Annotated in this window: 1 protein-coding gene; it reads right to left on the bottom strand. The window is 47.3% G+C overall.

What is annotated here, in order from left to right; genetic code table 11:
* Positions 1–240 precede the first annotated feature (240 nt).
* A partial coding sequence (locus tag B9N71_RS13295; RefSeq protein WP_208610521.1) for a hypothetical protein occupies positions 241–567 on the bottom strand: 327 nt, incomplete at its 5' end.

Here is a 567-nt window from a genome sequence, read left to right on the forward strand (position 1 = left end):
TATTTGATAATAGCTATTAATGACAACTTGTTAATAACAGCCAGTTAATAGCAAAAGCGCAAGCTTTTAAGTCGTATCGGTCGGGGTGCTATTTTGATTTTCTGCCATTAAAGCGCTAGGTTCACAGACTTTGCCTGCTCAGCGCCCCAACTTACGCGGGGCTTTATTCTTTGTTATATTATCCTCTCAAGCACCATAACCAACCCCGCGCCCTAAGGATTAAGAACTAAACGCTAAAAGCTAAGGTGCGGTGCAAAGGCCCCAGTAGGAGACGCTGGCAATGAAGCTGCCGACGACGCCGTTGAACGAGTAGACACGGAACGGGTCGTCGCTACCTGTAGCGTCGCTCGTCCAGTAGTTGTTGCTGACGAAGCCCGCATCAGTGTAGTAGCCCATGTTGCCCCACTCCGTGAAAAATCCAGCGCCTATGTGACGCTGGTAATGATTACCTGATGAGCTAGGGGCTGCGCCATCTATGCCATTTACACATGGAAAGAAAGTATCAACACCACACTTCGCATTGGTTAAATCACTTACCTTAGACAATCGATAACCCAAACTATTACA

Origin of the sequence: Gilliamella bombi (assembly GCF_900103255.1) — a bacterium.
GTDB classification, from domain to species: domain Bacteria; phylum Pseudomonadota; class Gammaproteobacteria; order Enterobacterales; family Orbaceae; genus Gilliamella; species Gilliamella bombi.